The sequence below is a fragment of the Bradyrhizobium diazoefficiens USDA 110 genome (assembly GCF_000011365.1).
Lineage (GTDB): Bacteria > Pseudomonadota > Alphaproteobacteria > Rhizobiales > Xanthobacteraceae > Bradyrhizobium > Bradyrhizobium diazoefficiens.
In genome coordinates, this window is the sequence record NC_004463.1 from 6,785,580 (window position 1) to 6,811,253 (window position 25,674).

The window sequence follows — 25,674 nt, forward strand, 5'->3', positions numbered from 1 at the left end:
CGTTGTCGCCTGAAAACCAATTCGCCCCATTCAACCGGATTGCCGGGGGCAAGTCCATCGGGCCCAACCGGCCGATTGCCGAATATTTAGCCGGGACCAAAAAATTTGCTCGCCGCAACGTGATGGCTGCGCTTCCGATCGTGAGGCCGGCGCTGCTGATATTTGGCAGGGCCCATCGCCATGTCAGCCGCGACGACGAAATCATGTCTCACAGCCGGAGCGTCGTCACGGGAGAAACAACGATGCAAAAGACTTTCGCCATTCTCGGCGCAACGCTGATTGCCGCCGCCACCATCCAGACCGCCGCAGCCAGCGACCGCCACCACGCCCGCAAGGCGCAACCGGCTCCCATCACTCAATCGGTACGCGACTCCAACGCCGCACTCTGGCCGTCGCAGCCGACCGCGCCCGACTGGTCGCGCTACGCCAACGGCGCCATGTCGGCGCCGGCGGGACGGTGATGCTGGAAGCCTAGCGCGATAGAGCGCAACTGCTTCAATGCCGTCATTGCGAGGAGCCCGCGACAAAATTGCGAAGCAATTTTGCGCTGATGCGACGAAGCAATCCAGACCGCCTCCGCGGAAAGACTCTGGATTGCTTCGCTGCGCTCGCAATGACGGAGCGAGACGCATCGGCGTCATCCTCTAACTCGAGTCCCGACTCGCAGACACGCCTTCCCGTCCTCGCGGCTTAATTCGCCCGAGCTTTGCTTCGTCGCTCCACCCTCATTAGCCAAGAGGGCGCAGGGAAGGCCGGGTGCTGACCTAGCACCCGCGGTCCGCTGCGCGAAAGGTAGCGCAAAAGAACCGCACAGCAGCATACAGGTGTAGCCAATCACTCGGCCTTCCCTGCGCAGTGGTTGGACGGCTTATGCCGTGCTCTCCCGGGAGCCGAGTTCGTTCTGGCCTCCCTCGCTCTCGCGAAAGTCGCCGGCACCGCGCCGGTTGACGCAACTGCCGCATTCGCAAGAGCTTGACCGTAGCAACGACGGCCAGGACCACACGGTTTTGCCGTACGCACGGCTCGCTTGCTCGCCGCAGTTTTCCCGGCCCTGTCGACGGAGCCGGAAACTTACAGGCGAGACGAACCTGACAGCGCCGCTCATCCAGCGCGAAGTCCTGGGCTCACGGAGAGCAATCCGCCCTGCCCTTGACCTCTCGCGCCCGACGCTGCCGCGTCCACCGCAAGCCCGGCTCGCGAAACGTGACGACACAAGATCGCCCCTCAAGGATGAGCCGGGATGGGCGACACATACGGTATTTCCGAATTTCGGTAAAGTGGAATATTTTTGCGCAAGTGGATTGACAGCTTCGCAGGTGTTTTGCCCGTCGGGCAAGATCTCGTAGCCCGGATGAGCGAAGCGACATCCGGGGTCTTGCCACGCGCTACAGCGGTCCCGGGTATCGCTGCGCTCACCCGGGCTGCGACGAAACAGCTATGGCGAAAACAGCCGACTAATACGGCTGATATCAGTAGCCCGGGTCGTAATAATAGGGACTGCCGCCGTAATAGCCCGGACCGCCATAGTAAGGACGCCGCCCATAGTAATAGTGGTCCTCATAATAGTCGCGGCGTCGCTGCTCGGCGATCACCCCGCCGATGATGCCCGCCGCGGCGCCCATGAAGGCGAGGCCCGCCGCGTTCGGCCCGCGTCGATAGTAGCGGTGGCGGCGTGCTGCGCTGAAATCAGTGACGTCGGAGGAGGCCTGACCTGCCTTCGCGGACGCCGCCTGTGCCGGCCCGGGGGATGCCGCAGCCGAGGGCGATAACGAGGTTGCGAGCAGCGCCAGGCCTGCGCACGCGGCCAGGACGGTGTTGCGGCCGGCTGCGGAAATCATGAGTCTGCTCATTTTGACCTTCCTCTGCTTTCACTCAAACACGTCGATGCAAACCGTCGGTAACGCGCAAAGCACTGAAATGGTTTCGTGATCGCGGCAATCTGCCACGCTTTGAACGATTGTAAACCGACTGACCAGATCCAGCTTGAACCACTCAACCTGAGCGGATAATGAACAGCCGCGCCGTTTTTCGGTCGCCGTAAGCGTTTCACGTGAACCAACGCATCAACCGACGCCGTCGGGATCGATGCCATTTGCAGGGTTCAACGTGACTGACGCGTCCTTTTCCGTAAGAGAAATCAGATGATTGCGGTTCGCAAACTGCCGGCGCGCTATGCGCCGATCGTAATGCCCTTTGTGCTGTCCATCCTCATGACAGCCGTGGTGTCGGTCATTTCGACGCTTCGAAGCCTCGGCGCAACGCCGGCCTTCCTCGCGACCTGGCCGGGCGCCTGGGCGCTGTCATGGCTTGTCGCCTTTCCAACGCTGCTGATGGTACTGCCACTGGTCCGCCGGATCGTGGCCTGCGTGGTCGCGTCTCCATCGCAATGATCCGGAACAGCGCCTAGCGGTCTTCCGAAAGATCACGCGCAAACACCAACGTGAAGCGCGATGACGATTCATCGCAATCTCATCGCGCTTTACGACAGCGCCCCGAGCACGCCGCGCGTGGCCTTGTCGATCTCCTCGACATAGCGGCGACGGGCGAAGTTCTCGGTGAGGAAACCGACCACCTTGCGGCTGTCGGTGGAATCGACCACCGCCAGCATCTCGGCTTCCGCCTCATCGAACACCGCCATCGCCGACTTCACGTTCATTTCCGGGATCAACACGATGTCGATCAGGCGGGCGAGCTCGATCACCTGGATGTCGTCGGCGATGGTGTCGAGGTCGCTGGAGAACAGATCGGGCAGCAGGACGAGGCCGATATATTCGTCCGCATTGTTGACGATGACGACTCCCGGCCGCGAGCCAAGCACGAATTCGCGGCGTACGGCGGCGATCGTCGTGGTCGACGGCACCTTGCCGACGTCGGAGCGCATCAGCCGCTCGACGGTCAGGTTGCGCAGCCAGCCGACGTCGTTGGCGCTGCGGATGGTCTCGCCGCGCAGATGCAGGCGCCAGGTCGAGAAGGAGTGGCCGAACATGAAGCGGACGCAGATCGAGGTCACGATGCAGCCGGCCAGCACCACGGCGGTGACGTCGACATTGCGGGTCATCTCGAGCACGAGGAACGACATCGTCAGGGGACCGCCCACGATGGCGACGCCGAGCGTCGCCATGCCCGTCAGCATCGCCACCAGCGGATCGATCACGAAGTTCGGGCTGATCAGCAACAGCACCGCGGAGAAGAACTTTCCGATCAGGCTGCCGACGAACAGCGAGGCGAAGAACAGGCCGCCGCGGAAGCCCGAGGCGAGCGAGATCAGGCAGGCCGTCACCTTCAGGGCGATGATCAGCGCGATCAGGCCGATCGTCATGTCGTGAAAGAGATCGAGCACCATGGCGCCGTGGCCGGCCGCCAGCACCTGCGGCGTGACGATGGCAAAGCCGCCGACGACGAGGCCGCCCATCACGGGACGCAGCCAGACCGGCAGCCAGGCGAACAGGCGCTCGAACATCGGCGAGGAGCGCATCACGGCGATGCCGACGCCGCTGGTGATGAGGGCGAGACCGATCAGTGCCAAATACTGCTCGACGCCGACGGCGCTGACCTTCGGTATCTCCAGCGAATACGGCGCGCCGCCGAGCCATTGCGCGGTCAGCGCACCTGCGAGCGAGGCCGCCAGGATCGGGGCGGCGCTGCCGACCGAATAGACGCCGACGATCAGCTCGCAGGCGTAGAAGGCGCCGGTGATCGGCGCGCCGAACGCCGCGGCGATCGCGGCGGCCGCACCGCAGCCGACCATCAGGCGCAGATCGTTGCGGCGCAGATTGAAAAACTTGCCGAGCAGCGAGGCGATGCCGGAGCCGATCTGGGTATAGCCGGCCTCGAGGCCGACCGAGGCGCCGCAGCCGTTGGAGATCAGCGTCTGGCTCGACACCACCAGGCTGTCGCGCATCGACAGATTGCCGCCGCGCAGCGCATTGGCCTCGATCGGGTCGACCGCGCTGGAGATCTTCATCCGCCGCCGCGACCATTCCATGATGCCGAGCGCCAATCCGCCGAGCGCAGGCGCGATCAGCGCCGCCCAGGGGCTGACCCTGGCGTTGGCCGACAGGCGGACGTCGACGGGAATGCCGTAGATAACCATATGGGCAATCTGCGCGATCTCGGCCATCAGCGTCACGATGGCGCCGGCCAGCGTGCCGATCACCAGTGCAAGCGGGATCAGGTAGAACTCGTTGCTGCGCAAGAGCGCGCGCAGGCGAACCATGAGGCGGTTCGATCCCTTGCGATCGGCGAGATGTCTGATCCGCACGAACACCTTCTGCCCGCCCTACCCTTCCGACATGCCGTAGCCGGACATGCGCTGGCGCACGCGTTCGACCTCGGCGCTAGAGAGCAGCGGCGGTTTCCCGATCTGGAGGCAGCCGTGATATTGCCGCGCCAGGGTCTCGACCTCGACAGCGAGCCACATCGCCTTGTCCAGCGTCTTGCCGATCGCGATCATGCCGTGATGGTCGAGCAGGCAGGCAAGCCGCCCCTCCAGCGCCCGCACCGCATGTTCGGACAGTTCCTCCGTTCCGAACGTGGCATAGGGCGCGCAGCGGATGCTGTCGCCGCCTGCGGCCGCAATCATGTAGTGCACCGGCGGGATCTCCATGCCCATGATCGCCAGGATGGTGCAATAGGTCGGATGGGCATGGACCACGGCGTCGACCTCGGGCCGGGCCTTCAGGATGTCGCGGTGGAAGCGCCACTCGCTGGACGGCTTCTGATCGGGCGCGTGCGAGCCGTCCATCGCCATGAACACGATCTGGTCCGGCGTCATGGCCTCATAGGGCACGCTGGTCGGCGTGACCAGAAGCCCGTCCACATGCCGGACGCTGATATTGCCTGATGTGCCCTGGTTGATGCCGAGCGCATTCATGCGGCGGCAGGCGTCGATGATGGCCTGTCTCTTGGCGAGCTCGTCCACGGTCATCGACATCCCGATTTCATCTCGACTTCTTGGCGATGGGCGTTTGTCAGACCGGAAGTACGTCAAAGCAATATGGCAGCGCAAGCGAAAGCGACCGGACCGCCTGTCGTCTCGCCGGCCGGTCCGGCGCGGCACGAAATAGACCGTAAAATCAACGGATTAACGGATCGTCGCAATCCTACGGCAGGCTCGCCCGGACGGCCGCGATGCCGTTGATCACGAACTGCACGGAATAGGCGGCGAGCAGCATGCCGAGCACGCGCGAAAGCACGGCATTTCCGGTGCGCCCGAGGGTGCGGGCGATCAGGCTCGCGGACAGAAAGCACAGCATGCAGAGCAGGCACACCGAGAGGACGACCGCGATGATGATCGCGCGCCGCGCCCCGTAGCCGGCATCGCCCGTCAACAGCAATGTGGTCGCGATCGCACCGGGGCCGGCCATCATGGGGATCGCCAGCGGAAACACCGCGACATCGGACGCGTGCTCCGAGGTCGCCTTGTCGGCCTCGCGGGCCTCGCGATGCGGGCGGTCGCCGAAGATCATCTGGTAGGAGACGCCGAACAGCAGCAGCCCGCCCGCGATCTGGAACGCGGGGATGCCGATCCCGAGCTGGCGCAACAGCCAGTTTCCGACCAGCGCGATCACCACCAGGATCGAGGCTGCGATCAGCGGCGCGCGCAGCGCGATCGTGCGCTTGACCGTGTCGGGCATGCCCCCGGTCGCGGCCAGGAAGGCCGGCGCAAGGCCGACGGGATCGACCACCAGCAGCAGCGTCACGAAGGCGGACAGGGCGAAGTCGAGCATGCGGCTGGGTCTCGCGCGAGGTGGGGCCGCAATCCATAACGGCTCGACGCGGCCTTCGCGAGGAACATTTGCCCTCGCAGAGTCTTGGTCGCGCGAGGATTGAGGAGGGCCTCGCCTTCCCGTGTCGCCTCAAGAGGAGGATTTATGGCCAAACGAGCAAAGAAACGTGCGAACGCGAAAAAGTCCGCGGCGCGCCGCCCGCGTCAGGCGCCGAAGATGTTGAGCGACCTGTTTCTGGAGACGCTGAAGGACATCTATTACGCCGAGAACAAGATCATCAAGACGCTGCCGAAGATGGCGAAGGCGGCTCACTCCAAGCAGCTGTCCGCGGCCTTCAACAAGCATCTGCGCGAGACGCAGGGCCAGGTCAAACGCCTTGACCAGATCTTCAAGATGCTGGGCAAGCCCGCGCGCGGCAAGCCCTGCGAGGCGATCAACGGCATCACCGACGAGGGCGCCGAGATCATGAAGGATTTCAAGAACGCCCCTGCCCTCGACGCCGGCCTGCTCGCCGCGGCGCAAGCCGTCGAGCACTACGAGATCTCCCGCTACGGCACGCTGCGCACCTGGGCCGAGGAGCTCGGCATGCCGGACGCCGCCAGGCTGCTCCAGGCGACGCTCGATGAGGAAGAGGCGACCGATCACACCCTGACCGAGCTCGCCACCTCCGTGATCAACCTCGAAGCGGAAGAAGAATACCGCGCCGCCGCCTGATCGGCGCGCCCCGGCCCAACTGTTGCCTACGACGCCGCGGAACATCTCCGCGGCGTCGCAGCGACTGATTGCAAGGGCCTCCTCGGGTTCGAGGGGACAGGCATGCTCCAAACGCGCGATGCTGGAATTTTGGGGAACCGTCCCCATATCCTCGTTTTCCAACCGCAGCGCCTTCCCCGAGTTTTGCCATGCAACCCAAAAATCCCCTCGACTGGATGCTGTCCGAAGCCCTGGACTCGCTGACCCGCGCCGAACGGCTGCGGCAGCAGTTCGGCCGCCAGGAAGCCTGCTGGGAGCCGCCGATCGACGTGCTCGAAACCGAGCATGAGCTTTTGATCCTGGTCGCGCTTCCCGGCGTCAATCCCGACAATGTCGAGACGGTGATCCATGACGGCGCGCTCGTCATCTCCGGCCAGCGCACCCTTCCGCCGGAGCTTCGCAACGCCCGCATCCACCGGCTCGAGCTGCCGCAGGGGCGTTTTGAGCGCCGCATTGCATTGCCCCTTGGCCGCTACGCCATCAGCCGCTTCGTGATGGACGGCTGCGTCGCGCTGCGCCTCGCCAAATCCTGAGGTCGATCATGGCCACCGAACAGATGAATAACGCACAGACCAATTCCACCGAGTCCGACGTGAAGATCCCCGACGACGCACTGATCATCATCCCCGTGCGCGAGATGGTGCTGTTTCCCGGCGCCATCGCGCCGATCGCGATCGCGCGGCCGAAGTCCGTCGCCGCCGCGCAGCAGGCGCTGCGCGAGCAGCGGCCGGTCGGCATCGTCCTGCAACGCAGCCCGGAGACCGAAGAGCCGGGGCCGGACGATCTCTATCGGGTCGCGACCATCGCCAACATCGTGCGCTACATCACCGCGCCCGACGGCACCCACCACATCGTCTGCCAGGGCGTGCAGCGCGCGCGCATCCTCGACTTCCTGCCGGGGACGCCGTTCCCGGCCGCGCGGATCCAGCAGATTCCGGAGCCGACCACGACCTCGCCCGAGATCGAGGCGCGCGCGCTGAATTTGCAGCGCCAGGCGATCGAGGCGATCGAGCTGCTGCCGCAGGCGCCGCCCGAGCTGGTCGCGATGTTCCAGAGCACCACCGCGCCCGGCGCGCTGGCGGACCTGGCGACGTCGTTCATGGACATCAAGCCGCAGGACAAGCAGGAAGTGCTGGAGACCATCGACCTCTCCTTGCGGGTCGAGAAGGTGTCGAAGCACCTGGCGGAGCGGCTGGAGGTGCTGCGCATCTCCAACGAGATCGGCCAGAAGACCCGCGCCAGCTTCGACGAGCGGCAGCGCGAGGCGATCCTGCGCGAGCAGATGGCGACCATCCAGCGCCAGCTCGGCGAAGGCGACGGCAAGGCGGCCGAGGTCGCCGAGCTGAACGCTGCCATCGCCCAGGCCAAGATGCCGCCGGAGGCCGAGGCGCACGCCAAAAAGGAGCTGCGCCGCTACGAGCGCATGCCCGAGGCCGCCGGCGAAGCCGGCATGGTCCGCACCTACCTCGACTGGCTGATCGAGCTGCCCTGGGCGCTGCCCGCGGAGAAGCCGATCGACATCAAGGAGGCGCGCCGCATCCTGGATGCCGATCATTTCGGCCTGGAGAAGATCAAGAGCCGGATCATCGAATATCTGGCGGTGCGCAAGCTCGCCCCGCAGGGCAAGGCGCCGATCCTGTGCTTCGTCGGCCCGCCCGGCGTCGGCAAGACCTCGCTCGGCCAGTCCATCGCACGCGCGATGGATCGCCCTTTCGTGCGCGTCAGCCTCGGCGGCGTGCATGACGAGGCCGAGATCCGCGGTCACCGGCGCACCTATATCGGCGCGCTGCCCGGCAACATCATCCAGGGCATCAAGAAGGCCGGTAGCCGGAATTGCGTCATGATGCTGGACGAGATCGACAAGATGGGCCGTGGCGTGCAGGGTGATCCTTCCGCCGCCATGCTGGAGGTGCTCGACCCCGAGCAGAACGGGACGTTCCGGGACAATTACCTGGGCGTGCCCTTCGACCTGTCGCGCGTTGTCTTCATCGCGACCGCCAACATGCTGGACCAGATTCCGGGTCCGCTGCTGGACCGCATGGAGCTGATCAGCCTCGCCGGTTACACCGAGGACGAGAAGCTGGAGATCGCGAAGCGCTATCTGGTGCGGCGGCAGCTGGAGGCCAACGGCCTGACGGCCGAGCAAGCCGAGATCGAGCCGGACGCGCTGAAGCTGATCGTCAAGGGCTACACCCGCGAGGCCGGCGTGCGTAACCTCGAGCGCGAGATCGGCAAGGTGTTCCGCCATGCTGCGGTGCAGGTCGCCGAAGGCTCGGCTGCGAAGGTCGTGGTGACGGTGAAGGACATCGCCACGGTGCTCGGCCAACCGCGCTTCGAAGGCGAGATCGCGCAGCGCACCAGCATCCCGGGCGTGGCCACCGGCCTTGCCTGGACGCCGGTCGGCGGCGACATCCTGTTCATCGAGGCCTCGCGCGTGCCGGGCCGCGGCGGGATGATCCTGACCGGCCAGCTCGGCGACGTCATGCGCGAGAGCGTGCAGGCGGCGATGACGCTGGTGAAGAGCAGAGCCAGCCAGCTCGGCATCGATCCGCAGCTGTTCGAGAAAAGCGACATCCACGTTCACGTCCCGGCGGGCGCAACCCCGAAGGACGGACCGAGCGCGGGGGTCGCGATGTACACGGCGCTGACGTCACTGCTCACCAATCGCACGGTGCGCAGCGACACCGCGATGACCGGCGAGATCTCGCTGCGCGGCCTGGTGCTGCCGGTCGGCGGCATCAAGGAGAAGGTGGTGGCCGCCGCCGCCGCCGGCTTGAAGCGGGTGATGCTGCCGGCGCGCAACAAGCGGGACTACGACGACATCCCGAAGAGCGCGCGGGACAACCTCGAATTCATCTGGCTGGAGCGCGTCGACGAGGCCATCGCCGCCGCGCTCGAGCCGGCCGAGGCCAAGGTCGAAGCGGCGGAGTGAATGCGATGAAGAAACTGCTGGAAAGAGCAAAGAGATCGCGGAAGACGCAGCGGCTGCGCCAGCTGCTTGATCGCGCCATCGACGGGGTTCGCGATGCGCTGGCGGGACCCGAGCCGCGGCTTCAGCCGGTCCCGGTCCGGGTCAAGCGCCGCAAAGGCTGAACCCCTCCGTTTCAGCCCTCGCGGTCGTCGAACACAAAAGGCCCCCTCTTTTCGAGGGGGCCTTTGCTTTATCAGGCCACGGCGTCCTTGGCAGCCTTGACCGGGCGGGCGCGGACGATCTTCCGGGCCGGCTTGGCCTTGAACATCATCTCTTCACCCGTGAACGGGTTGGTGCCCTTGCGCGCCTTGGTCGCGGGCTTCTTGATGACCACGAACTTGGCGAAGCCCGGCACCAGGAACAGGCCGTTCTTCTTGAGCTCCTTGTGACCGACGTCGGTCAGCGTCTCCATGACGCTCTTGACGTCGCGCTTGGAAAGCTCGGTGGCGGTCGCAATCTTTTCGATCAACTGCGATTTGGACATTTGGGCTGGCATCGTGTCTCCTCTGATTCGTTGCCGGTTGCATATTAGACCAACCGGCGAAGGCCTAGAGCCTTCTGCACAGTTATGTCGCGATTTTACGGGCTTTTTTGGCCCCCTGTGGCAAAAAACCCTGCTTTTTAGCTACTTCCGGAGCCGGAGGAGCCTCGGGCAGCGGATTTTACCTTGTTTCAAAGGCCCGCACGCAGCCTTGCTAAAGCTGATTCGCTGCTTTCGACAAGCGACGACCGGCCTCTTTGTGCAAGGAGGGGTGCGTTTCACCCTAGAAAATAAGGGTCGGATTGCACCGCAGCCGCTCCCTCTCCCCGTTTTTGCGGGGAGAGATGAGGAGGCGTCGGCTAGACGCGCTCGATAATGATGGCGGGCGCCATGCCGCCGGCGGCACACATGGTGACGAGGCCGCGCTTCAGGTCGCGCCGCTCGAGCTCGTCGAGCACGGTGCCGATCAGGATCGAGCCGGTCGCGCCGATCGGATGGCCGAGCGCGATCGAGCCGCCATTGACGTTGACCTTCGCGCGGTCGAGCTTGAGGTCGCGGATGTATTTTTCCGCGACCACCGCGAAGGCCTCGTTGATCTCGAACAGGTCGATGTCGTCGATGGAGAGGCCCGCCTTCGCCAGCACCTTGCGCGTCGCCGGCACCGGCGCATTCAGCATCAGCGTCGGCGAGTCCCCCATGTTCGCCATCGCCACCACGCGGGCGCGGGCTTTAAGGCCATGCGCCTTGGCGTAGGCGGGCGAGGCCAGGAGGATCGCGGCGGCACCGTCGACGACGCCGGAGGAGTTGCCGGCATGGTGCACGAAGTCGATGTTCAGATCCGGATATTTTTGCAGGATCAGGCCGCGATAGGTCGTGCCCTTGTCGTCGAGCGCATAGTCGGCAATGGCGGGGAAAGCCGGCTTCAGGCTGCTGAGGCCTTCCATCGTGGTCTGCGGCCGCGGATACTCTTCGTGGTCGAGCGCGAGGCTGCCGTCCTCGCGATGAACGGGCACGAGGCTCTTCTTGAAGTGCCCGTTCGCGATCGCATGCGCGGCGCGCTTCTGGCTCTCCAGCCCGAGCGCATCGACGTCCCGTCGCGTGATGCCTTCCATGGTTGCTATCGCATCGGCGCAGACGCCCTGATGCGACTGCGGATGCCGCGCACGCAGGCGCAGATTGCCGCCGTCCATCATCATCGGACCGCCGCCGCGGCGTCCCTCCATCGACATCATCTCGCAGCCGCCGGCGATGACGAGGTCTTCGGCGCCCGCCATGATCGAGGATGCCGCCATGTTGACGCTGGTGATGCCGCTTCCGCAGAAGCGGTCGAGCGTCACCGCGCTGGCGCGCACGTCGTAGCCGGCATCGAGCGCCGACATCCGGCCGAGATCGCCGCTTTGTGTTGCGACCTGCGCGCTGCAGCCCCAGACGATGTCGTCGACGTCGGCGGTATTGATGCCGGTGCGATCGGCGAGCGCGCGCAGCACGGTTGCGCCGAGTTGCTGCGGATGAATGCCCGAGAGCGCTCCCTTGCCGGCCTTGCCGACGCCCCGCGGTGTCCGGCAGGTATCGATGATCAGCGCGTCAGCCATTGGCGTTGTCCTCTTGTTATGAGTGTTGAGAGGCGTTGTGAATCAGGGGGAGAGTTGAGTCAATGCGCGGTGCCTCCCCTTCGCCTCTCCCCGCTTGCGGGGAGAGGCCGGATTTTACGCGCAGCGGAAAATCCGGGTGAGGGGGAGCTTCGGCAAGGACGGTGACAGATGGACTCGCGGAGAGTTCCCCTCACCCGGAATTTGCTGCCGCAAATTCCGGCCTCTCCCCGCACGCGGGGAGAGGCGAAGGCACCGAGACCGCAGCTACACCCCCGCCGCGTTCCTCGCGATCACGTTGCGGTAGTAGCTCGCGCTGAGCTTTGGCGTACGGACCTGGGTGTCGAAATTGACGTGATAGAGCCCGAAGCGCTTGCTCAGCCCGAACACCCATTCAAAGTTGTCCATCAGGCTCCAGAGGAAATAGCCGCGCACCGGCACGCCTTCGGCGGTGGCGCGCTGGAGCTGGGCGAGATAGTTGCGCAGGTACATGATGCGGTCGGTGTCGTAGATCTTGCCGTCTGGCGTCACCACGTCGTCACCGGAGGTGCCGTTCTCGCTGATGTAGATCGCATCCGTCTTCCAGATCTTGGCCGCCAGCTTCGGCACCCAGTAGATCGTCTCCGGCGCGACGCGGAGCCAGTCCGAGTTCATGTGCGGAAAGGATTTCGGGATCGGCAGCGGCATGAAGCCGGCGCCCTGGTCGGATGGCACCACATAGTTCTGCGGCGCGTAGATGTTGAGGCCAAGGAAGTCGACCGGCGAGGAGATGATCTTCAGCTCCGCGTCGGTGTATTTCGGCGCATTGGCGCCGGCGTATTTCAGGAAGGCCTCGGTGTAGCTGCCGGTCATGATGACGTTGAGATAGCCGGCATTCATCTCGCGTAGCGCGATCTCGGCGGCGCGGACATGCTCGGGCGTGTCGATCGCGGGAACGCAGACGTCGATGTTCTCGGCAGGTCCCACCCTGGTGCCGCGGCGGCCATGGGCGCGCACTGCCTGCACCGCGAGCCCATGCGCGAGCGCGCTGTTGTGCCTGACCTGGTTGACCTCTCCTTGCGGCAGCGTCACGCCGGGCGCATCGATGCCGAGCCCATAGCCGAACTGCACGAAGCGGCCGCTCTCGTTCAGCGTGAACACGTTCTTGACGCGGTCGGTCAGACGCTCGGCGACATAGGCGGCATAGTCGCCGAAGATCTTGCAGGTCTCCGTCGAGCGCCAGCCGCCGAAGCGGTCCTGGAGCGATTGCGGCAGGTCCCAATGATAGAGCGTCATCCACGGCTCGATGCCGTTCTTGAGCAGCTCGTCGACCAGGCGATTGTAGAAGTCGAGGCCCCCGGGGTTCGGCTTGCCGTCGCCGTCGGGAAACACCCGCGGCCATGCGATCGAGAAGCGGTAGGCCTTGCAGCCAAGCTCCTTGATGAGCGCGATATCCTCCTTGTAGCGGTGATAGTGCTCGTTGGCGCGATCCCCGGTCGAGCCGTCCTCGATCTTGCCGGGGATGCGGACGAACCTGTCCCAGATCGAGGCCCCTCGCCCGCCCTCGTTGACGGCGCCCTCGACCTGGTAGGACGAGGTCGCCGTGCCCCAGAGAAAGCCTTCCGGAAAGCCGCTGTCGCGCGAGGCCGCGGCCGCCGGCTTGGCGTCGGCGCCGTCCAGAGGGTTTGCGATTGCCGCCGCGGACAATCCCGCCAGCGCGGCAAACTGGCGACGCGAGACCTTGTCCGACATGTGATGCTGCCCCCGGGATGATGCTGGTGCAGCGGCACAATGACCGGTCGCGGGCGGTTTGAGAAGCGAGCTTTGAGGAAGGTCGGATGCAGAATTGCGCCGCCCGGGCCGCGACATAAGGATGCGGGCGACCCAGCCGGCCGGCGAAGCGCTCCCGCGATCAGCGCGAGCGCTTGGGCAGCTTTGGAAGCTTGCGGGGATTGAACGCAGGGAGCTGTCCGGCTTGTTCAGGTGCCGCCGGCTTCTGTTCCGTCAGAATGAGCGTTCCATGGAGGATCATTCCCGGCACTTGTTGCGCCGTCGCCGTGTAGGTCGCGATCTTGCCGGGGCAGTGTCCCTCGATGTCCAGCGTGAGTTCATCATCGACGCCGAAGACCGTCGCACGTCCATCGGTATGACGTTTCGTCAACACGGTTGCGGTGAAGCGATCGCCGTCGACCTTGCAGGAGCCGTGATACGTCATCAGGCTGTCGCGGCCCCAAATCTGGCCGTCTGCGACATGGACGATACCCGTCCCCTGATCGAGGGGCGTCTTGTACCACGCCGTGTAGGTGCCATCCTTCAGCATGGGAGCCGTCTCCCCTGGTAGTCCCCCGCAAACAATCCGCATGATTAGCGCTAAGAAAGCGTTAATCGCGCGGCCCGTGCCAATCCGGTCGGTCCCTGCGCAGCTCGGCTTCAAGATCCTCGATGATGCTATGAAGCAGACACGCGGCAAGCGGGTCGGTCACTTCCCGTTCCAGATGCCGATAACGCGCGATCCGGGATTCCTGCTCTCTCAACTGGTGCTCTGTCATCAGACGGGCCCTCCGGCAAACCGACGCGCAGACAGCCAAACAGTTTCGTTAAAATTTTCGGATCATTTGCCATGGTTTCCGGTCCGTTAAGAGGGCGTCAGGCTTTACCCGCGCGCGGCATGCGGCAGTCAGAGCCAAAGACGCACGCCGGTCATGTCCCCGCTCCCTCACCTGCCCGGCCGGCCAACGCGCGGCTGACCAAACGGTCGGACGCCCCCATCAGGGCGGCCGCATAGGACGGCTCGCTGGCTGACGGGCTCGGCAGGATGGCCTCCGCCCTGTTGTTGAACATCGCGCCGCTGCGGCCATTGAGGTCGCGCGACACCAATAGCGGGACCAGCCGCGCGGCGTATGTATCCGGCTCGATCATCATGAAGCTGGTCAGCCATTCCACGACGGCGACAAGCGCGCGCGACCCGAGCAGATTGGCGCGGATGTTGGTCCTGACGAAGCCGGGGTTGAGGCCGAAGACATCGACGTCGGGAAAACGCCTGGCGGCCTGAAGGACAAGCACCTCGTTTCCGGACACGGTGTTCGAGTGTGCGGAGAAGCGCCTGTAACCTTGTTCCGAGTTGAGGTCGTCGACATCGGCCTTCTGCTCCGTGCCCGGAAATCCCATGACGAAGATGCGGGGCCTCAGGTCGGTCCTCGTCCGGTCCTTGCCGAGACGCGGTGCGATCTCGTTCAGGATGACGAGGCGGCTCAAATAGCTGACGGCAAGATCGCGTTCGATGCCTTCGGGTGTCACCTCGCGTTTGGGGCCGGCCATGATGCCGGTCGTGAAGACGACGATGTCGATGTTTCCGGCGGGCAGCTCGGCGCCGATCCGCCTCGCATCCCGCATCGAGCTCAAATCGGCCCTCAAGAACGTGATGCGCGGCACCTCCTGATCGCGGAAAGTCTGACCGACGACCAGGACATTCGCGCCCTTCGCCGCAAATTGATGGCTGAGCGCGCGACCGATGCCGCCGGTGCCACCGATCACCGCGACATTCAGTCCGTTGAGCCGGAGGCTTTCGAGCGGCGGCGGAGTGACATTCTGGCTCTTGTCCAATTCCACGCGTTTCATTGCAGGTCTGCCTTCCGCAAGCATTGATGAAGAACAGCGGCCGCACCACGAATGCGGTACAGGACCGATGACTCAGACGGCCGCAATCGCGTCCAATGCGGGATAGTCGGTGTACCCGCGGGCGGTGCCGCCGAAGAACGTCGTGCGATCGGCCTCGTTCAGGAGCGCGCCGGATTTCAGGCGCGCGATGAAATCGGGATTTGCCAGGATCATCTGGCCGTATGCTTCCAGATCGGCCAGTCCCGCAGCGACGTCGGAGCCGATGCGATCGCGCGGACGCCCCGGCCTGTTCACGATCAGCTTGCCGCGCCACAGCCTGCGCAGATCGGCCAGAAGGCGCTCGTCGCCCTGATGCATGATGTGAAGGTAGGCGAGCGAGAGCTTGTCGAGCTCGCCGACCAGATGGCGATACAGATCCGGTCCTTCGGCGCCTTCGTCGATGCCCCACATCGTGATGCCAGGCGACAGGCGGATCGCCGTCCTGTCCGCGCCGATCTCCCCGGCGATGGCGGTGGCCACCTCGATGGCGAAACGTGCGCGATTTTCGATGGAGCCGCCATATGCGTCGGTTCTTGTGTTCGCGCTCGGCGCAATGAACTGCTGCACCAGATATCCATTGGCGCCATGGATCTCGACGCCGTCAGCCCCCGCCGCGATGGCGTGGCGCGCGGCGTCGCGGAAGTCGGCGACGGTCCGGCGCACGTCATCGGTCGCGAGCGACCGCGGCTGCGGGATATCCTGCATGCCCTTCGGCGTGAAGATCGGCGTATCAGGCGCGATCGCGGACGGGGCCACACCCTGCCGGTGATGCGGCGTGTTATCAGGATGCGACATGCGTCCGGCATGCATGAGCTGGATGAAGATATGGCCGCCCTTGCCGTGGACGGCGTCCGTAACCTTGCGCCAGCCGGCGACATGTGCGGGCGTGTAGATGCCCGGCGTTGTCATGTAGCCCTGCCCGTCATCGGATGGCTGCGTACCCTCGGTGACGATCAGTCCAACCCCGGCGCGCTGCGCGTAATATTCGGCGGCGAGGCCGCCGGGAACGCCACCGGCATCGGCGCGCGACCGCGTCATAGGCGCCATGACCAAGCGGTTCGAAAGCTCAAGTCCACCGATGCGGACGGGACTGAATAGCGAGTTCATGGCGGGTTCCTTCTCGAAGACGACTGAGAAGGGAGATGGACCCTCCACCTAATGGAATAAATACCGTATAATGGATCAGATTGATCCATATATGGGATAATTACATGGAGCTGTTGAACGACATGGCGCTCTTCGTGGAGGTCGTGAAGGCCAGGAGTTTCCGAGGCGCAGCCGCGACGCTCGACATGCCCAACTCGACCCTGTCGCGACGGATCAGCCTGCTCGAGAAGGAAATCGGGTTGCGCCTGCTGAACCGGACGACGCGCAGGGTCGAATTGACCGAAGCCGGCCAGCTCTATTTCGAGCGCTGCAAGCGCATCGTCGACGAGGCGCGACTGGCGCACGAGCAACTCGGCGAGATGCTGGCGCGGCCGAGCGGACTGCTGCGCGTCTCACTGCCGGTGGACTTCGCCAACACCTATCTGGCCCCGCTGATCACCGAATTCGCGCAGCATTATCCCGGTATCGATTTCGAATTCGACCTGACGCCGCGGCGCGTCGATCTGGTTTCCGAGCCGTACGATCTGGCGATCCGCATCGGAGAATCCGCGGCGTCCCACATGATCGCACGGCCGCTCGCCCGCCTGCACGGCAATCTCTACGCCTCGCCGCGCTATCTCGAACTCAACGGCGAGCCGCGCGAACCGGCCGATCTTGCACGCCATCAATGTCTCTGTCAGACGAGGGTGAGCACATGGACGCTGCACAACGGAACGCAAACGGTCGAAGCCGAAATTGCCGGCCGTTTTCACCTCAACAGCATTGGCATGCTCCGCCGCCTCGCGACGCTCGACATGGGCATTGCTTTCACGCCGCAGGAAATCGTCGCCGACGAAGTCGCATCCGGCCGGCTGCGCCGCATTCTACCGCAATGGCAGGGCTTGCCCATGACCATCTACGCCGTGACCGAGACCAGACTGCTCCCCGCCAAGACGCAGCGCTTCATCGAGTTTCTGCGCGAACGGCTGAGCCGGGGGTAGATCGTGCCGCTCCAACCTCCCGTCTGCAGATCGCGCGTCGAGTTCACGCTTGCGAAAGATTGAGGCCCAAGCGAATCCACGATGTCACGGCACGTCGCCGGCCTTGCGACTCCCGCCGATGCTGTGCGGCTTGTTGAGGAAGAACTCCCGATTGCCGAGAGCGGCCTCCGCGTATTGATCGATCGCGACCTGGATGGCCTCGATGTGCATCCGGCACCAACCTTCGTAGCAAGACAGGCGCCGCGCATGATCGAGCGCCTTCAGGAATTCCGGCGGCTCCTGCATGTCGGAGAAGTAGGTCGGCCTCTCCCCCTTCATGCCCGTGCCACCTCTCGCGGCGGGACAAGACGGCGCTTCTCGGCATGGACGCGCGGCGGCGTCGGCCGCCGGCGGGGAATGAAGAGGCTGGCGACGACAATCGGGTCGGTGTCACCAAGGGCGGCTCGCTCCTGGACGAGCCCGCTCATCACCGTGCGCATCTTCATGACCTCGTGGGCCACGAAAGTGCAGTCCTCGTCCCGGTTGATCTGTTCATGCATGATCGCTTCAGCCTCACGCATGCTGACACGTAACGCTCTGATAACTCTACGGATTTCACTGATGCGGTTGTCCATGGCTCGCTCCCTGGCTGGACGGCCAGCATAAGAACAAATCATGAACATTGTGTCAATCGGCCTAAGGTAGAACAGGTCGGTGCCGACACCCCATCACGAGCCTGGCGAAAGGTCGATCCGCCGAACTCAGAATGTCACCCGCATCCCCGCATAGAACGCGCGCGGCCTTGCCGGGCTCAGCGAGCGCGGGTCGGTGAATTCTGCGCCGCCATTGGTGAAGTTGGGCAAGGCTTCGCGGTCGAAGAACTGTCCGTAGGTCGCGTAACGCTTGTCGAAGATGTTGTCGACCTTGCCATAGAGCTGGATGTTCTTCGCGACCTGGTACGAGGTGTGGAGATTGAACACCGTGTAGGACGGCAGCTTCGAATACTGGTTGGACTCGTCGCCGACGAAATACTGGCTCGAGACGAACAGCGCATTGCCCCCGACTTTCCAGACGTCGGTGACGTTGTAGTCGATGCCGACCTTGACCCGGTGGCGCGGGATCGCGGGAATCTGGTCGCCGGGCAGGACCTGGATGGTCTCGGTCACGGGATCCCTGAACGGACTTTCGGAGCCGAGCTCGAAAGCGTCGAGATAGCGTGCGTCGACGAACGCATAGCTCGCCTGGAACTGGAGCGTGGGCGACTTGATGTTGACCTCGGCCTCGAGCCCCTGACGCCGCGTCCTGCCGACATTGGTGAAATAGCCGAAGCCGGTGCGTCCGACCGCAGGAACGGCGACGATGTCGTCATAATTGGTGGCGCGGAAGCCGCCGATCTTCCATCCGAGCGTACCGATGTTCAGCTCCTTGGTGCCGCGCAGACCTGCCTCCATGGTCTTGGACACGACCTGATTCAGCGGCGGGTCCGAAACCAGAAACGCCGCGAGCAGGCAGGGCCGGACCGGGTCGGCGCAGCCGAGCTCGAGCGGCGTGGGCACGCGGTTGGCCTCGGAATAGCCGGCATAGGCCGTCAGCTCCGGCGTGATCTTGTAGGTGCCGCCGATCACCGGATTGAAGCGGGTGAAGGTGTGATCGCCGTTGAGACTGGTGCCGAGCTGATCCTCCAGCGTAATGCGCGCCACGTTGAAGCGGCCGCCGCCGGTGATGGCGAGCGCATCCGTGACGTTGAACGTGTCCATCGCGTAGAGGCCGTTATACTGATTGACGGTCCGCAGCGAGACCGGACCTGCGACGGTGTCAGGTACGCCGGTCGGTCCCAGGAAGATGCCGCTGCCGCTGACGACGTAGTTTTCTCCCATCGTGCCGATCTCGGCGGTCGCATTGTAGCGCGTGACACTGGCGTCGTAGCTTGTGCCCATCACGAAACGATTGTCGTGCCCGAACAGTTGATCGGTGTTGGTGGCCTGCCCCGACACGCCGAAGCTGGTCGACCGTATCGAGCTGCGGTCGATCTCGCCGAGGATCGTTCCCGGCGCAAAAGGATTGGCGAGCTGCACGCCGTTGGTACCGTTCGCGGGCGTGGTGTCATTGCCGAAGCAAAGCAGCGTTGGATCCGCACCGCATTCCTGCACATCGGTCGGGTTGCCGTCGACCAGCTTCTGCTCGTATCTGCGCAGATGCGCGGTGCCTTCCAGCGTCCAGGTCGGCGTCGCATCGACCTTTCCGGTGAAATTGAGATAGCCGACGCGGTTGCTTGTGGTCTGCGGCGTCGTGTAGGTCGCGCCCCAATACTTGTCGAGCAGCTCGGCCGGAACGGTGGCGCTGGCCCCGAAATCGTTCTTGGCGATGCCCATGTTGGCGTGGAATTCGCTGTCGCCGGCCTTGTAGCCGACGTCGCCGTAGAAGCGCCGCACGTCAGATTGCGAGAAATTGCGGAAGCCGTTGTCGTGCAGGCCTTCGAGCGCGGCGTAGACGCCGTAATTCTTGTCGACCTGCTTGCCCCATTGCGCCGAGCCCTGGATGCGGCCGAACGAGCCGCCCATGACGTCGAGCTCGGCCCCCTGATAGGTGAAGCCGTCCTTCATCTGCAGATTGAGGGCCCCGCCGAGCGCGTTGAGGCCGAAGGCGGGATTGTTGGTCACCAGCGTCACCGACCTGATCGCGGCGGTCGGGATCAGGTCCCAGTTGACCGCGTCCGAGAAGGCTTCGTTGATGCGGACGCCGTTCTGGTACACGGCAAGGCCCTGCGGCGTGCCCGTCACCGGCGAGGCAACGAAGCCGCGGAATTCGACATCCGGCTGAAACGGATTGCCGGTGACTTCGGTGATATTTACGCCGGCGATGTTGTCGCGCAGCGCGTCGGTGACGTTGAGCGAGCCGGTCCGCTTGATCTGGTTGGCATCGACGGCGTTGATGGCCGACGGAACCTTGTCGACATCGAGACCCCTGCCGGTGCCCGGCGCGGTCGGGTAGACGTAGATGCGTGTCTTGGGGCTGCTCGACGACGATGCTCCTGCTTGCGCCACCGGCCGCGACGGCACGTTGCGCCTTGTCGTCGCGGGCGGCGGCGCCGTCACCTCGACCGGCGGCAGGTTCTGAACGTTGGTCTCCTCATCCTGCGCAGCCCCGGCAGGGCCCGCAACGACCACCCCCGACAGCAGCCCCGTCGAAACCGAGGCCATCAACAAACGACGCTTGAACCAAAGACGCTTGACCATCCCAGCCTTCCCATCCGTGACCACCGGCTGTTTTGATTTTCGCCGTTTGGTCGAGACGAGTGTATTCGGCAGCAGCTCACGCGCCAGCCACAAAAGATCGGGCAATATCCGCGCCCGTTTTCCCGACCAAATCGGGAATTTTTCCCGATCAGGCCGCCGCCGTCGGCACCAGCGCCTCGACGGTCAGGCCGCCGTCGCCGGAGACGACGTTGAGCGTGCCGCCCAGCGCCAGAATCCGCTCGCGCATGCCGACGAGGCCGAAGCCGAGCTTCTGGCCTGGCTCCATGCCGCGGCCATTGTCGCTGACCCGCACCAGGGCACAGAAGCGGCCATCGCGCGTGAGCTGCTCCGCCGGCTCGATGACGACATTGACCGTGGTCGCGCCGGCATGACGGAACACGTTGGTGAGCGCTTCCTGCACGACGCGGTAGATGGTGAGGTCGGCGGTCTCTCCGGTCGCCCCGAGCCCGGACGCGATCGTGGTCTGGATCGTGACGTCGGGATGCGACTCCCGCCACAGCCGCGACAGCGATTCGAGTGCCTGGCCGAGGCCAAGCTCGGCGAGGCCGACGGGCCGCAGCCGCTCCAGCACGCGGCGGGTGAATTGCTGGAGCGCGTTGATCTGTTCCAGCATGGCGCTGCCGTGTTTTCGCACGGCGTCCGCGCTCGGCGCGCGTCCATCCGCCTGTTTCGCCAGCGCGCTGGCATGCGCGCGCAGCGAAAACAGATACGGCCCGAACTCGTCATGCAGCTCGCGCGCGATCTCCTTGCGCTCCACGTCCTGGAGCGACACCGCGCGCTCGGCGAGCCGCCGCTTGTCCTCGACCGCCTCACCGAGCGTTGCCGCAAGATGGTTGAGCTTGGTGCAGATCGCGGCGAGCTCGGGCGCGCCGCCCGGCGCGACGCGCGCCTCATAGTGCCCGCCCTCGAGCTCGGTCATCGCTTCCGCCAGCGACTGGAGCGGCGCCAGCGCCCGGCCGACCACCGTCATCATGATCAGAAACAGCGCGAGCGCGATCACCGAGCCGACCTCGAGCTGGGTCACGATGCCGTCCCAGATCTCGGCGATCTCGTCGTCCGGATGCGAGGTGATCCGCAGCGAGCCGGGCTTGCCATGGATCGAGACGGGCACGCTGACCGCGGTCTGCTCGGGATGAACCAGGCTGACGAACCAGGCCGGCGGCCCGCGCGTGTCGTCATCGGCGTCGGGCCGGGGCGGCGTCAGCGGGTTCCCGCCGGAATCATGAAGCGCGATGCTGACATGACGCAGCCGGCTGAGATCGCGCGCGATCTGGTTCAGCCTCGCATCCGGATCGGGCGCCTCGTTCAGGTCCGCCACGATCATCTCGATGAACTCGCGCGCGAGCCGGATCACGCTCTGGTCCTCGGCCTGCACCCGCGGCCCCGCCTCCGTGACCTGGCGGCCGATGTTGACGGCGAGCCCCAGCGCCAGCAAGAGCGCCAGCAGCAGGTTGATGCGCGCGCGCAAGGATAGATTTTGCCACATTGGTGTCGCCTGTGCCTCGCGAAGCTTGGCCCGCACCTGTCCGATGACGTTGACAGAGGCGAAGCGCCCGATATCTAATCGAAAGCGTACAGCAATCCCGGCCGGGTTGCATGAGGCGACATGAGACGCGCGTGGCTCTCCTGTCGGTATCATGCGGCGCAAAACAGGCAAGTCCAGTCACAGGGAACGCGCTGTCGCGGGGAACGCCTATGCGCATTCTGATCGTCGACGATCATCCCATTGTCGCCTCCGGCTGCCGTGCCGTGCTGGCCGACGAGGGCGAGATCGAGATCCTGGAGGCCGCCGACGCCGAAGACGGCGAGTGCGTCTTCATTGTCGAGCGCCCCGACCTCTGCGTCATCGACATCAACCTGCCGACCGTCTCCGGCTTCGAGCTGGCGCGCCGCATCCTCGAGCGCGCGCCCGAGGCCCGCATCATCATGTTCAGCATGAACGACGACCCCGCTTTCGCCGCCCGCGCGATCGAATGCGGCGCCAAGGGCTACGTCTCCAAGACCGGCGACCCCGACGATCTCGTCGAGGCGATCCGCACCGTCGGAAGCGGCGGCACTTATCTTCCGAGCGCGATCGCGCGCAGCATCGCCTTCGCCGGGCCGGCACTGGCGCAAAGCCCGCTGTCCAAGCTGAACGCGCGCGAGATGGAGATCCTGCGGCTGCTCAGCGCCGGAAAGAGCCTGTCCGAGATCGCCTGGCTGGTGCAGTCGTCCTACAAGACGGTCGCCAACACCTCGTCGATCATGCGCCAGAAGCTCGGGGTCAAGACCTCGGTCGAGCTGGTGCGGCTCGCGATCGACAGCGGCGTCGCCTGACGCGCGGGCAGCCGCCACAAATTCGGTCACACAAGCGTTGCAATGTTGATGTGGTTAAGTGCCACTGGAGTTAGGGCATGACGATTCAGACTGTCTCGACCAATAAATCCTACGGCGGCGTGCAGGGCGTGTACCGCCATGCGAGCCAGGCGACCGGAACCGACATGGTGTTCTCGGTCTACGTTCCCCCGCATGCTGACGGCGCAAAGCTTCCCGTGGTCTGGTATCTGTCGGGTCTCACCTGCACGCATGCCAACGTCACCGAGAAGGGCGAATTCCGCAAGGCCTGTGCCGAGCTCGGCCTGATCTTCGTCGCGCCCGACACCTCGCCGCGCGGGCCGGACGTGCCGGGCGATCCGAACAATGCCTATGATTTCGGCCTCGGGGCCGGCTTCTATGTCGACGCGACGCAAGAGCCGTTTGCGCGCAACTATCGGATGTGGAGCTATGTCACCGACGAGCTGCCGAAGCTGGTCGCCGAGAACTTTCCGGTCGATGCCAGGCGGCAGTCGGTGATGGGCCATTCGATGGGCGGCCACGGCGCGCTGACGGTGGCGCTGCGCAATCCGCACCGCTATCGCGCGGCGAGCGCGTTCGCGCCGATCGTGGCGCCGTCGCAGGTGCCCTGGGGCATCAAGGCCCTGACCGGCTATCTCGGGCCCAACAAGGACAACTGGCGCAGCCATGACACCGTGGCGCTGATCGAGGACGGCGCGAAATATTCGGGCTTCCTGGTCGACGTCGGCGATGCCGACAACTTCCTGAAGGAGCAGCTCAAGCCGGAGCTGCTGCAAGCCGCCTGCACGAAAGCGAGCATCCCGCTGACGCTGCGGCGGCAGGCGGGCTACGACCACAGCTATTATTTCATCTCGACCTTCATGGGCGATCATCTCAACTGGCATGCGGAGAGATTGAAGGGGTGAGCTCGCTCTCTCCTCCCCCTCTCCCCGTACTTACGGGGAGAGGGTTGGGGTGAGGGGCTGCTTCGGCAGAGACGGTGAGAATTGTACTTGTGGCGCAAATTCCGGCCTCTCCCCGCAAGCGGGGAGAGGCGAAGATCTCATGGCATGCCGTAATTCGGCGCCAGCAACCGGTTGCGGATCAGATAGCTCATCGTGCGGGTCCAGGATTCGTCGGTGTTGCCGCGCATGTCGGCGCTCGCCACCGTGATCATGGTGCCGGTCTTCACGTCGCGCAGGTAGACGTTGAGGTTGATGATCAGGTTCGAGACCTTCTGCACCATGCCGGTGATCTCCAGGTCGGCACCCAGCTGCCCGGCGAGCTTGAGGTCGCAGCCGCCGCAGGCCTGCAGATTGGCGTGACGGGCGGCGTCCCTGACCGGCGCGATGTCGAGCACCTGGAACCGGCCTGAATCAGCCAGCTCCTTCCGCAGCTGCTCGCTGATGTGATCCAGCCGTACCAGCTCGGGCTTGGAGCCGTAGAACTCGCCGGGCAGGCTGGTGTCGATCAGCTCGAAGTCGAACACGGCGAGCTTCGGCGGATCGGCGAGCGCGACTGAGCCCGTCAACAGCAAAGCCGCGAAACATAGCAGCGCTCGCATGATCGTGATTCCGCCGCTTCGCGTCGCGAGGACGAAATGCGGGGTTGCATGCCCTGACAAATCGGTCATGCTTTAACAGAGACAATTCTCCATCGGCGGTCAAGCCGGGGAGAACGCCTGGAGGAAACATGATCCGATGGTTGGTCGGCCTGATCGGCTTAGGTCTTGCTGCGACGAGCGCGTTCGCGGCCGACCCTGTCATGATCGGCGTCGGCTATCTCGGACTCGCCGGCACCAGATCGACGCTGTCGCTGGTCGAGCAGCCCGCGGAGAATGACGGCGTCGCCGGCGCACGCCTCGCCATCGAGGACAACAACACCACCGGAAAATTCCTGGGCCAGCGCTTTGCGCTGGAGGAGCGCCGCATCAGGGAAGGCGAGGACGCGGTGCAGGCCGCGACCGCGCTCGCCAAGAAGAACGGCTTCGTCATCGCCGATCTGCCGGCGGATGCGCTGCTGAAAGTGGCCGACGCCCTGCGCGAGCGCGGCACGCTGCTGTTCAACGCCGGGGCGATCGACGAGCGGCTGCGCGAGGCCGATTGCCGCGCCAATGTCATCCACACCGCGCCGACGCGCGCGATGCTGGCAGACGCGCTCGGCCAGTATCTGGTGTGGAAGCAGTGGAAGCGCTGGCTGCTCGTGGTCGGCTCGCATGACGAGGACAAGCTGTTCGCCGATGCGCTGAGGCGCACGGCCACACGATTCGGCGCCAAGATCGTGCAGGAGCGCACCTTTGAAGACGCCGGCGGAGCGCGCCGCACCGACTCGGGCGTGACGCTGATCCAGCGCCAGATGCCGGTGTTCACGCAGCAGGCCCCTAGCTACGATGTGCTGGTCGCCGCCGACGAGAGCGAGGTGTTCGGCGCCTATCTGCCCTACCGCACCTGGGATCCGCGGCCCGTCGCCGGCTCGGCGGGCCTCGTGCCGCGCAGCTGGGACGCCGCGCAGGACCAGTGGGGCGCAATCCAGATGCAGAACCGCTTCATCAAGCTGAACTCGCGGCGGATGACGGCGCTCGACATGCAGGCGTGGACGGCTGTGCGGATGATCGGCGAAGCCACCTCGCGCACCAATTCCGGCGATGTGAAAAAGGTCGCAGATTTCATCAAGGGGCCGGATTTTTCCGTCGCCGCCTTCAAGGGCACGCGGCTGACGCTGCGCGACTGGAATCTCCAGCTGCGCCAGCCGATCCTGCTGGTCGACGGCCGCATGGTGGTATCGGTGTCGCCGCAGGAAGGTTTTCTGCACCAGGTCTCCGAGCTCGATACGCTCGGCTACGACCGTCCGGAGAGCAAATGCAAATTGAAATGAGGACG

General features: G+C 64.8%; 26 protein-coding genes. 10 read left to right on the forward strand and 16 right to left on the reverse strand.

Annotated elements, in window-relative coordinates:
• Positions 1-2 precede the first annotated feature (2 nt).
• Positions 3-461 carry a hypothetical protein gene (locus tag BJA_RS43280; protein ID WP_236842105.1) on the forward strand — a complete coding sequence of 153 codons (459 nt, stop codon included), beginning with the start codon at positions 3-5 and terminating at the stop codon, positions 459-461.
• Positions 462-1,469: 1,008 nt separating this feature from the next.
• Here the strand turns inward: BJA_RS43280 and BJA_RS31225 are convergent.
• The gene (locus BJA_RS31225) at positions 1,470-1,850 is read right to left on the reverse strand and encodes a hypothetical protein (RefSeq protein WP_011088909.1); all 381 of its coding nucleotides are present in this window, start codon (positions 1,848-1,850) and stop codon (positions 1,470-1,472) included.
• Between the two features lie 291 nt (positions 1,851-2,141).
• Between BJA_RS31225 and BJA_RS31230 the strand changes: the two genes are divergently transcribed.
• Positions 2,142-2,390, forward strand: coding sequence for a DUF2798 domain-containing protein (locus BJA_RS31230; RefSeq protein WP_027546509.1), 249 nt, complete (start codon positions 2,142-2,144; stop codon positions 2,388-2,390).
• Between the two features lie 89 nt (positions 2,391-2,479).
• Here the strand turns inward: BJA_RS31230 and BJA_RS31235 are convergent, their stop codons facing one another.
• From BJA_RS31235 to BJA_RS31245, 3 genes are all read right to left on the reverse strand, one after another.
• Positions 2,480-4,267 carry a chloride channel protein gene (locus BJA_RS31235; RefSeq protein WP_011088910.1) on the reverse strand — a complete coding sequence of 596 codons (1,788 nt, stop codon included), beginning with the start codon at positions 4,265-4,267 and terminating at the stop codon, positions 2,480-2,482.
• Between the two features lie 12 nt (positions 4,268-4,279).
• Positions 4,280-4,933, reverse strand: a complete 654-nt coding sequence (locus BJA_RS31240) for an L-fuculose-phosphate aldolase (protein WP_178372679.1) — start codon at positions 4,931-4,933, stop codon at positions 4,280-4,282.
• A gap of 169 nt (positions 4,934-5,102) precedes the next feature.
• Complete coding sequence (locus BJA_RS31245) at positions 5,103-5,729, reverse strand: MarC family protein (RefSeq protein ID WP_011088912.1); 627 nt, start codon at positions 5,727-5,729, stop codon at positions 5,103-5,105.
• Positions 5,730-5,873: 144 nt separating this feature from the next.
• On the opposite strand from BJA_RS31245, the gene BJA_RS31250 reads away from it, so the two are divergent.
• The 4 genes from BJA_RS31250 to BJA_RS31265 all read left to right on the forward strand — a co-directional run bounded on the left by BJA_RS31250 (position 5,874) and on the right by BJA_RS31265 (position 9,575).
• Positions 5,874-6,443, forward strand: coding sequence for a ferritin-like domain-containing protein (locus BJA_RS31250; RefSeq protein ID WP_038966726.1), 570 nt, complete (start codon positions 5,874-5,876; stop codon positions 6,441-6,443).
• Between the two features lie 188 nt (positions 6,444-6,631).
• Positions 6,632-7,015, forward strand: coding sequence for an Hsp20/alpha crystallin family protein (locus tag BJA_RS31255; protein ID WP_011088914.1), 384 nt, complete (start codon positions 6,632-6,634; stop codon positions 7,013-7,015).
• Positions 7,016-7,023: 8 nt separating this feature from the next.
• Entirely contained in the window at positions 7,024-9,414 is a 2,391-nt protein-coding gene (gene lon, locus BJA_RS31260; protein ID WP_011088915.1) for an endopeptidase La, read from the forward strand.
• Complete coding sequence (locus BJA_RS31265) at positions 9,411-9,575, forward strand: hypothetical protein (protein WP_158516566.1); 165 nt, start codon at positions 9,411-9,413, stop codon at positions 9,573-9,575. The genes lon and BJA_RS31265 overlap by 4 nt, the downstream gene beginning before the upstream one ends.
• Before the next feature lie 71 nt (positions 9,576-9,646).
• Here the strand turns inward: BJA_RS31265 and BJA_RS31270 are convergent, their stop codons facing one another.
• The 7 genes from BJA_RS31270 to BJA_RS31295 form a co-directional block, all read right to left on the reverse strand.
• A complete protein-coding gene (locus tag BJA_RS31270) occupies positions 9,647-9,949 on the reverse strand; it encodes an HU family DNA-binding protein (RefSeq protein ID WP_008139488.1) in 303 nt (100 codons plus the stop codon).
• 344 nt (positions 9,950-10,293) lie between these two features.
• Complete coding sequence (locus tag BJA_RS31275) at positions 10,294-11,526, reverse strand: acetyl-CoA C-acetyltransferase (RefSeq protein ID WP_011088916.1); 1,233 nt, start codon at positions 11,524-11,526, stop codon at positions 10,294-10,296.
• A gap of 264 nt (positions 11,527-11,790) precedes the next feature.
• Positions 11,791-13,254 carry a GH1 family beta-glucosidase gene (locus BJA_RS31280; RefSeq protein WP_038966729.1) on the reverse strand — a complete coding sequence of 488 codons (1,464 nt, stop codon included), beginning with the start codon at positions 13,252-13,254 and terminating at the stop codon, positions 11,791-11,793.
• Positions 13,255-13,414: 160 nt separating this feature from the next.
• On the reverse strand, positions 13,415-13,822 hold the full coding sequence (locus tag BJA_RS31285) for a hypothetical protein (protein ID WP_028174388.1): 408 nt from the start codon (positions 13,820-13,822) through the stop codon (positions 13,415-13,417).
• Between the two features lie 61 nt (positions 13,823-13,883).
• Positions 13,884-14,051: a hypothetical protein gene (locus BJA_RS42445; protein ID WP_165448169.1), complete on the reverse strand. Its 168-nt coding sequence runs from the start codon at positions 14,049-14,051 to the stop codon at positions 13,884-13,886.
• A gap of 151 nt (positions 14,052-14,202) precedes the next feature.
• Entirely contained in the window at positions 14,203-15,120 is a 918-nt protein-coding gene (locus tag BJA_RS31290; protein ID WP_162494132.1) for an SDR family NAD(P)-dependent oxidoreductase, read from the reverse strand.
• Positions 15,121-15,192: 72 nt separating this feature from the next.
• Entirely contained in the window at positions 15,193-16,266 is a 1,074-nt protein-coding gene (locus BJA_RS31295) for an alkene reductase (RefSeq protein ID WP_038966730.1), read from the reverse strand.
• A 104-nt stretch (positions 16,267-16,370) separates the two neighbouring features.
• On the opposite strand from BJA_RS31295, the gene BJA_RS31300 reads away from it, so the two are divergent.
• A complete protein-coding gene (locus BJA_RS31300) occupies positions 16,371-17,246 on the forward strand; it encodes a LysR family transcriptional regulator (protein WP_011088921.1) in 876 nt (291 codons plus the stop codon).
• An 84-nt stretch (positions 17,247-17,330) separates the two neighbouring features.
• Here BJA_RS31300 and BJA_RS31305 read toward each other — a convergent pair whose 3' ends face one another.
• The 4 genes from BJA_RS31305 to BJA_RS31320 all read right to left on the reverse strand — a co-directional run bounded on the left by BJA_RS31305 (position 17,331) and on the right by BJA_RS31320 (position 21,968).
• Positions 17,331-17,564, reverse strand: a complete 234-nt coding sequence (locus tag BJA_RS31305) for a hypothetical protein (protein ID WP_027546492.1) — start codon at positions 17,562-17,564, stop codon at positions 17,331-17,333.
• Positions 17,561-17,860 carry a hypothetical protein gene (locus tag BJA_RS31310; protein ID WP_028174385.1) on the reverse strand — a complete coding sequence of 100 codons (300 nt, stop codon included), beginning with the start codon at positions 17,858-17,860 and terminating at the stop codon, positions 17,561-17,563. The genes BJA_RS31305 and BJA_RS31310 overlap by 4 nt, the downstream gene beginning before the upstream one ends.
• A 126-nt stretch (positions 17,861-17,986) precedes the next feature.
• A complete protein-coding gene (locus BJA_RS31315; protein WP_178372678.1) occupies positions 17,987-20,461 on the reverse strand; it encodes a TonB-dependent receptor in 2,475 nt (824 codons plus the stop codon).
• A 148-nt stretch (positions 20,462-20,609) separates the two neighbouring features.
• Entirely contained in the window at positions 20,610-21,968 is a 1,359-nt protein-coding gene (locus tag BJA_RS31320; protein WP_038966731.1) for a histidine kinase, read from the reverse strand.
• A gap of 209 nt (positions 21,969-22,177) precedes the next feature.
• Between BJA_RS31320 and BJA_RS31325 the strand changes: the two genes are divergently transcribed.
• Entirely contained in the window at positions 22,178-22,798 is a 621-nt protein-coding gene (locus BJA_RS31325; protein ID WP_027546488.1) for a response regulator, read from the forward strand.
• Between the two features lie 77 nt (positions 22,799-22,875).
• A complete protein-coding gene (fghA, locus tag BJA_RS31330; protein ID WP_011088926.1) occupies positions 22,876-23,721 on the forward strand; it encodes an S-formylglutathione hydrolase in 846 nt (281 codons plus the stop codon).
• 137 nt (positions 23,722-23,858) lie between these two features.
• Here the strand turns inward: fghA and BJA_RS31335 are convergent, their stop codons facing one another.
• A complete protein-coding gene (locus BJA_RS31335; RefSeq protein WP_011088927.1) occupies positions 23,859-24,428 on the reverse strand; it encodes a DUF3280 domain-containing protein in 570 nt (189 codons plus the stop codon).
• Between the two features lie 59 nt (positions 24,429-24,487).
• Here BJA_RS31335 and BJA_RS31340 point away from each other — a divergent pair, with 59 nt between their 5' ends.
• Positions 24,488-25,669, forward strand: a complete 1,182-nt coding sequence (locus BJA_RS31340) for an ABC transporter substrate-binding protein (RefSeq protein ID WP_011088928.1) — start codon at positions 24,488-24,490, stop codon at positions 25,667-25,669.
• The last annotated feature ends 5 nt before the right edge of the window (positions 25,670-25,674 follow it).